Origin of the sequence: Nocardiopsis sp. N85 (assembly GCF_028882275.1) — a bacterium.
In the GTDB taxonomy this organism is placed as follows: Bacteria; Actinomycetota; Actinomycetes; order Streptosporangiales; family Streptosporangiaceae; genus Nocardiopsis; species Nocardiopsis lambiniae.
In genome coordinates this window covers 145127-151378 of sequence record NZ_JARBUT010000006.1, presented here as the reverse complement: position 1 = coordinate 151378, position 6252 = coordinate 145127, and the positions used below count along the sequence as shown (strand labels likewise).

Sequence of the window (6252 nt, the reverse complement as noted above, 5' to 3'; positions counted from 1 at the left end):
TCGAACAGCATGCCCGCCCCTTTCCTCGCCACATGTATCCGAAGCGACGGTAAAGGTAACACCAGCGTGCGGAGTCGTGGAAGTGGACAGCCGGTTTCCGGGTGTTCCGCGGAGGATGGCCGTGGACTTTTGTTGCATTCGTGTTTCCGGGGTTTTTCGATCGGTCGCGGAATGTGGAGGTGCGTTTCCGATGGGTATAGTCGCGACTCTGCGGCTTGCCTTCTCCTCGCCCGGTGCGGTACCTGTTGTGTCGGGCGGAAGGGAAGGCTTCGCCGGGGCGGTCCCGTCCCGCGCGGGGCGCTCCTTCCTTCGTCTTTCTTTTCTGTTTCCTGCGATTGCTTCTCTGTTTCTTTTCCCGGTGCGTGTTGCCGGGGGAGTGCCTCCTGTCGGGATCCGTCCTGATCACAGGGGTCGAGGTCGCGGACCGGGGTCCGTCCGGGCGCGCCCGACCTGCCGGGCCGATGCGGCTTCGCTCCCCGAGGAAAACGGGCGGGATCCGACGGTGAATGGAGTTCTTCGTCTCATTCGTAAAGCGTTCCGTTGCGGCGTCCTTTGTTGCACGGTCCGGTGTGGCGGTGGTCGCATTTCCGGCGCGTCGGTTTCCCGTGTCCCCGTGCGGGCCGGGCGGTCGTGCCGGCGGTGCTCGGCGGGCCTCCGGGACGCTGTCGAGGAACGGCGGGGACCGGGTGGCTCCGGCCGCCGCCCGAAGTGCCATCGGCAGGGCGCTTTCACGGGCCATTCCCGCCGTGAACGATCTGAGTAAAACCTTGAAGGAGATCCGGCGACATGAGTTCATCGATGTGGGAGCAGATGGAAGCCGAACTGCGGCGGCTCGATACGACGATGAGGGAGCTCGTGGAGGCCGGCGCGGACCTGGAGTCGGCGACCGAGGAGGCCACGGCCAGGAACCGGCTGGTGACCGCGACGGTCGACGCGACCGGTGTCCTCACCGGGCTCGTGTTCCACACCGACGCGTACCGGGGCATGGCCGCCGCCGAGCTGTCGGCGACGCTCGTCGAGGTGATCGACCGCGCCCAGCGGCGGATGGCGGACCGGGTCGCGCGGGCGTACGACGTCTTCGCCCCCGAAGGCGTCGACACGGCCGCCGTGCTGCGCGGCGAGATGGACGTGGACGAGGCCCTGCGCGCCCAGGGCTTCTCCCCGCACGACTTCGACTGACCGTCCGACCGCAGCCACCAGACAGCGAAAAGGAGCAGAACGATGTCCGCATCAGACCGCCTCTCCGTCGACGCCGACGGGATCGGCCGGGACACCAGGCTCATCTACGAGGCCGCCGACTTCACGGACGAGATGGTGGCCGACGCGCGCGGCGCGATCACCTCCTTCGAGGAGGTGCCCTGGGGGGTCAAGGGGGAGTACTCGAAGCGGATGCAGGAGACCCTGGGCGAGGCGGAGAAGATCCTCTGGCAGCTCCTCGACTACGTGGCCGTGGCGCAGAGGCAGGCCGCCGACGGGGCGATCCGCACCGCCCGCGGCTTCTCTTCCGCCGAGGACCTCAACGTCGACGTCTCCGGTTCGTTCGACCCGCGCACGCCCGGCGGCCGGCGGTGACGGCCGCCCGCCCGCGGCCCGTCCCGTAGGGTCCACCCCTCGCCTCCGCCCCCGCCGGGGGCGGAGGCGAAGGTGTCTCCGGCCCTCGCGGCGGGCGGCCCCGGGGAGCCGCCCGCCGGTGCCGCAGCGCGCCGCCCCGCCACCACTCCCGCCCCGGGGGCGGGCCCGCTCCGGACAGGTCAGGGGGCACGGCGGCCCCACCGCGCCGCGGGCCGTCCCCCGGCCGCGGAACCGCCGGGACCGGCCCCCGTGCCCCGGGAGCGGGCGGCCGCCCGGACCGCCTCGCGCGCCCGGGCCGAGCCCGCCCCCAGAGCGAGCCCGGCCAGGCTCCGGCACTCCTCGGGGGTGTGGCGGCCCAGGGCGTCGCGCACCGCCGGCAGGGCCGGGGCGGCCATGGACAGGCTGGTCACCCCCAGCCCGGCCAGCACCAGGGCCAGCAGCGGATCCGTGACCGCGTCCCCGCACACCCCCACCGGGATCTGAAGGCTCTGGCCCGCCAGCCCGACCGAGCCGATCAGGGACAGTACCGCCGGCTGCCAGGGGTCCAGCAGGCCCGGGGGGAAGTCCGCCGCCCGGTCGACGGCCATCGTGTACCGGGCGAGGTCGGTGGCGCAGACCGTCACGAAGTCGACCTCGTACAGCAGCCGGTCGGCCAGCAGCGCCGCCGCCGGGACCTGCACCATCACCCCGGCCCGGGTCAGCCCCTGGGAACGGGCGAGGTCCGCGAACTCCCCCGCCTCCTCGGGTGTGGACACCATCGGGGCCATCACCCCCACGTCGGCCCCGGTCCGCGCGGCCGCCGCCGCGAGGGCGGCGAGCTGGTCCACCAGCGCCGCGCGCCGCGGACGTGCCGCGGCGGGCCCCGCGACCCCCGCCCCCGCGTTCAGCACCCGGACGGTGACGGCGCGCCCCGTGACCGCCGCGAACATCCGCGTGTAGGCGGCGGTCTGCTCCTCGCGTGCGGGCGGCTCCGCGCGGCCGTGGAACAGGAAGTCGGTGCGCAGCAGCCCCACACCGTCGGCCTCGTCGGCACAGGCCGGTTCCAGCACGTCGCCGCTGATGTCGAGGAGCAGCCGCACGGCCGAGCTCCCGGCGGCGGGCACCGGTGCGCGCGGCGGCCGTGGCGAGGCGGGGGCGGGAGCGGAGCGGGGGGCGATGTGTGCCACGGTCTCTCCAGGGGACGGCGTGTCGGGGCCCGGGGCGGCCTGGGGCCGCGAGGCGGGGCGGTCGCGCGCACGGCGGGGGACCCGTCGGGTCCCGGGCCGGTGCGGCGGGGCGCCGGAGCGTGATCGGCGCCGCCCACCCGCCGGGACGAGGGGAGAACGGCGGCATGGGGGCGCCGACCGGGCGGGGCCACGCGGCGCACGGGGGAACCGGAACCGCCGGGTGGTCCGCCGCGGGCCGGTTCGGGCGCCCCGCCGCGGTGCCGGGGACACCGGCGGGTGCAGCGGGGCGGCCTCTCCGGAGCAGGGGGAAACCGAGGAGTGGAGCGGAGAGGAGAACCACGCATCCCGAGGTGGCACGCCGCGGATCTCCGGGCTCTCCTGTGCCATCCCGATGTTGTAATGCTTGTGTTTGCTTGTGGTTCGGTTGATTTTAGGGAGATGGTCCAGGTGCCGTCAAGGTGTTCCGCCCCTCACCAGAGGTAACGCGGGGCCACGGAACACCCGGGGGACGCGGCGTTCCGGCGCCCCGCCCCGGGCCCGTCCCGCGTGCGCTGGACGGATCAGGGTGCGCCGTCCTCCTCCGGGACGAAGCGCGCACTCCTCGGTACGGGTGAGGTACCACCGCGTCGAGGCGCGGGCGGGGGACCGCTCCGCCATGGAGGCGATGTCGTCCGCGATGGTCCGCGCGCCCACGCCGTCGTTGTGCCCGACGGTGGCGGTGGGGGCGCACCGGCCGTGGGCGGTGTCCCGGCCGGTCTGTTCGAGGCCGCGCGGACGGTCGGTCGCGCGGCCCTTGAGGTCGTTTCCCACGGTGTCGTTCCTCCTTCTCGGGGCAGTGGGCCGGCGAGGGTCGCGGGGCCCATCCGCGCGCCCCGTGGCGGACCCGAAAGCCGCTTCCACCCCTGGAAGAGGTGCGCAAGCGCATCGGTGCGGGGGTGGCGGCTGATCCGGTCGTGGTGGGCCCTGGTCCAGGTGTTCGCGCCTTCCCGGAGCAGGCCTCGGCGCAGGAGGAGTTCGGAAAGGCGGTGGCGGGCGCGCATCAGGTCGGCGCGGGCGTCCTCGCGGGTCCCATCCGCGCGCAGCGCTGTCGGCGGCATCACCTCGGCAGTGAACAACGGTTCCGGTCGTATCGGCCTCCGGGTGCGCGCCTCCGGCTGTTGACGCAGCGGCCGGTTCGGCATCGGTCCGACCGCCGGAGTCCGTCGGAGACGGAGAGCCCGGGGCGATGAGGATCGCTACGGGAAGCGGTGGCCCCCGTCCGAGCCCCCGAAGGAGATGGGGCCGGCCCACAGCGGGTCACGGAGTGGGCCGGCGTCCAGGACCCGGGCCGCACCTCCCATCTCCTCCTGCGGGTCGAGGGGGTCCTCGGAGCGGGGGCGCCCGGCGCACCGGGTGTCCCTGGGCGGGACGCCGTCCACCAGGTAGGCGTCCACCGCCGCCGTCACGCAGTCCATCCCCTCGCGCCCGTAGAAGGTGTGATCCCCCTCGTCGGTGACGGTGATCAACGCGTTGTCCAGCCGGTCGGCCATGCGCTCCGCCCCCTCGTAGACGGTGTTGGCGTCGTACTCGCCTCCGATGACCAGGCCGCGCGGGTAGCCTTCGCGTTCCAGCTCCACCAGTGGGGCGGGTGTGTGCGAGGCGAAGGTGCAGGGCTGGGGCACATGCCAGATCGCCCCGACGCCGTAGGGGCTGCGCTCACGGACTTCCCGGACGTCGGCGTAGTAGTCCGACAGGCGTGTGGGCCATTCGGCCTCGCAGAGCACGGCCATCATGAGGGACACGTTGTCGTAGTCGATCCCGGGGTCGGGCCACTCGGGTTCCTCCGGCCACTCGGGCTCTTCCGGCCACTCCACTTCGGGGTAGGGCAGGTCGTTGACGATGTACCAGAGGACGGCGGTCGAGGGGCCCCAGTCCTCCTGGAAACGTGCCCCATAACCCACTTGTGAGTCGAAGTGGTCCGCCGTGAAGATCCACGGTTCCGGATCGTCCGGCCACTGGTCGTAGCGGGGGCGGTCCACCAGCCGTGCGCGGGTCTCCTCGAAGACGGCCAGCACTTCCTCGGGGGTCGACCCCAGACCGTAGACGTCGTCGTGCTCGGCCACCCAGGCGGTATAGCGCTCCACGTTGGCCCGGTCCCCCTCGCTCTGGAGCGTGAACACGTCGCGCCACATGCCCTCCGGTGGAACGGCGGCGTCCAGGACGCTGCGGTCCAGGCGCTGGGGGAACAGGCTGCCGTACACGGCACCGAGGTAGGTGCCGTAGGAGCGTCCGAGGTAGGAGATCTGCTCCTCGCCCAAGGCGGCGCGGATCACGTCCATGTCCCGGGCGGTGCTCTCGGTGGTCATGTGCGGGATCAGGCCGCCGTGGGCGCTCTCACAGGCACGCTGGGCGGCGATCACCGCGCGGGTGTGGCCGGAGAGCGCGTCGTCGGCGGGCCGGGGGTCCGTGACCGGGTAGTGCGCGCCGCAGTCCAGGTAGGGGGTGGAGGCGCCGCTGCCGCGCGGGTCCATCCCGATCACGTCGTAGACCTCGGCGACGCGCTGCGCTCCCAGGGAGGAGAAACCGTGGTCGGGGCGGTCGCCGACGGCCATCTGGCGGCCGGTGCCGCCGGGGCCGCCGGGGTTGGTGAGCAGGATGCCACGGCGTCGTTCGGGGTCCGAGGCGCGGTTGCGGCTGATGGCGATGGAGGCGCGCTCGCCTCCGGGGTCCGCGTAGTCCAGAGGGACGTCGATCCAGGCGCATTCCACGTCGCGTAGGAGGTGCTCCTCGCAGGGGGACCAGACGACCTCCTGCTCGTGGAAGGCCCGGAGGGGGTCGTCGGCGGCGGCCGGGGCGGCCACCGCCAGGGATGAGGTCAGGGCGAGCGCCAGGGTGCCGGCGCAGGTGAGGACGGGTGCTGTGCGCACGGGGGGGTGTTCCTTTGCTTCTCCGGCCGGGGCCGCGGGGGCGACGCCGGGGTGTGCATCGGCCCGGCCACCGTAAGCACCGTCCCGCGGACAACGAAACGGTCAAAAGTCATCAATGACCCGAGCTGGCCGGAAGCGGTCACGATCCTGCTGTGGCGCGGTGCCGGCCCCACCCCTGCCCCTCCCGCCGGCCGAGCACGCGTGACGGACCGCTCTGCGGCCAGGGCGTGTTCGGCGAGCTGCCGGGAGTTCGTGCGGTCCACGTCCGCCGGCAGGCCGCGGGCGTCGTCGGTGAAGGTGGCGGGTGGGGCGGGAGGTGGTCGAGGACCGTCCGCCGAAGTAGCGCAGGTAGTCGTTCACGAGACCGCTGAGGGCGAACGGGACGATCCCCTCGGTCGGGTCGACCGGGCCGGACCTGCCGGTGTGGCCGACAGCCGCGGCGAACCGGTCCGGGGTGAAGGCGGCCCCCACCAGGGTTGCGTAGCCGCCGTAGGAGGAGCCGTGGATACCGACGCGGTCGGGGTCGGTGCAGCCCTGGGCGACGGCCCGGTCCACGGTGTCGAGCAGGTCGTCCTGCTCGACACCGACCGGCAGGGTGGGTGAACGGG

General features: G+C 73.3%; 6 protein-coding genes. 2 read left to right on the top strand and 4 right to left on the bottom strand.

What is annotated here, in order from left to right; all coding sequences use genetic code 11:
- Window positions 1-786 precede the first annotated feature (786 nt).
- Complete coding sequence (locus PWG71_RS11010; protein ID WP_274809570.1) at window positions 787-1179, top strand: YbaB/EbfC family nucleoid-associated protein; 393 nt, start codon at window positions 787-789, stop codon at window positions 1177-1179.
- Between the two features lie 42 nt (window positions 1180-1221).
- Window positions 1222-1572 carry a hypothetical protein gene (locus PWG71_RS11005; protein WP_274809567.1) on the top strand — a complete coding sequence of 117 codons (351 nt, stop codon included), beginning with the start codon at window positions 1222-1224 and terminating at the stop codon, window positions 1570-1572.
- Between the two features lie 179 nt (window positions 1573-1751).
- On the opposite strand, the gene PWG71_RS11000 is transcribed toward PWG71_RS11005, so the two are convergent.
- The 4 genes from PWG71_RS11000 to PWG71_RS28790 all read right to left on the bottom strand — a co-directional run bounded on the left by PWG71_RS11000 (window position 1752) and on the right by PWG71_RS28790 (window position 6199).
- Entirely contained in the window at window positions 1752-2738 is a 987-nt protein-coding gene (locus PWG71_RS11000; protein ID WP_274809565.1) for a putative PEP-binding protein, read from the bottom strand.
- Window positions 2739-3191: 453 nt separating this feature from the next.
- Window positions 3192-3548, bottom strand: a complete 357-nt coding sequence (locus PWG71_RS10995) for a hypothetical protein (RefSeq protein ID WP_274809563.1) — start codon at window positions 3546-3548, stop codon at window positions 3192-3194.
- Window positions 3549-3973: 425 nt separating this feature from the next.
- Window positions 3974-5644, bottom strand: coding sequence for an alpha/beta fold hydrolase (locus PWG71_RS10990; RefSeq protein WP_274809561.1), 1671 nt, complete (start codon window positions 5642-5644; stop codon window positions 3974-3976).
- A gap of 102 nt (window positions 5645-5746) precedes the next feature.
- Entirely contained in the window at window positions 5747-6199 is a 453-nt protein-coding gene (locus tag PWG71_RS28790; RefSeq protein WP_446725007.1) for an alpha/beta hydrolase family protein, read from the bottom strand.
- Window positions 6200-6252: the final 53 nt, after the last annotated feature.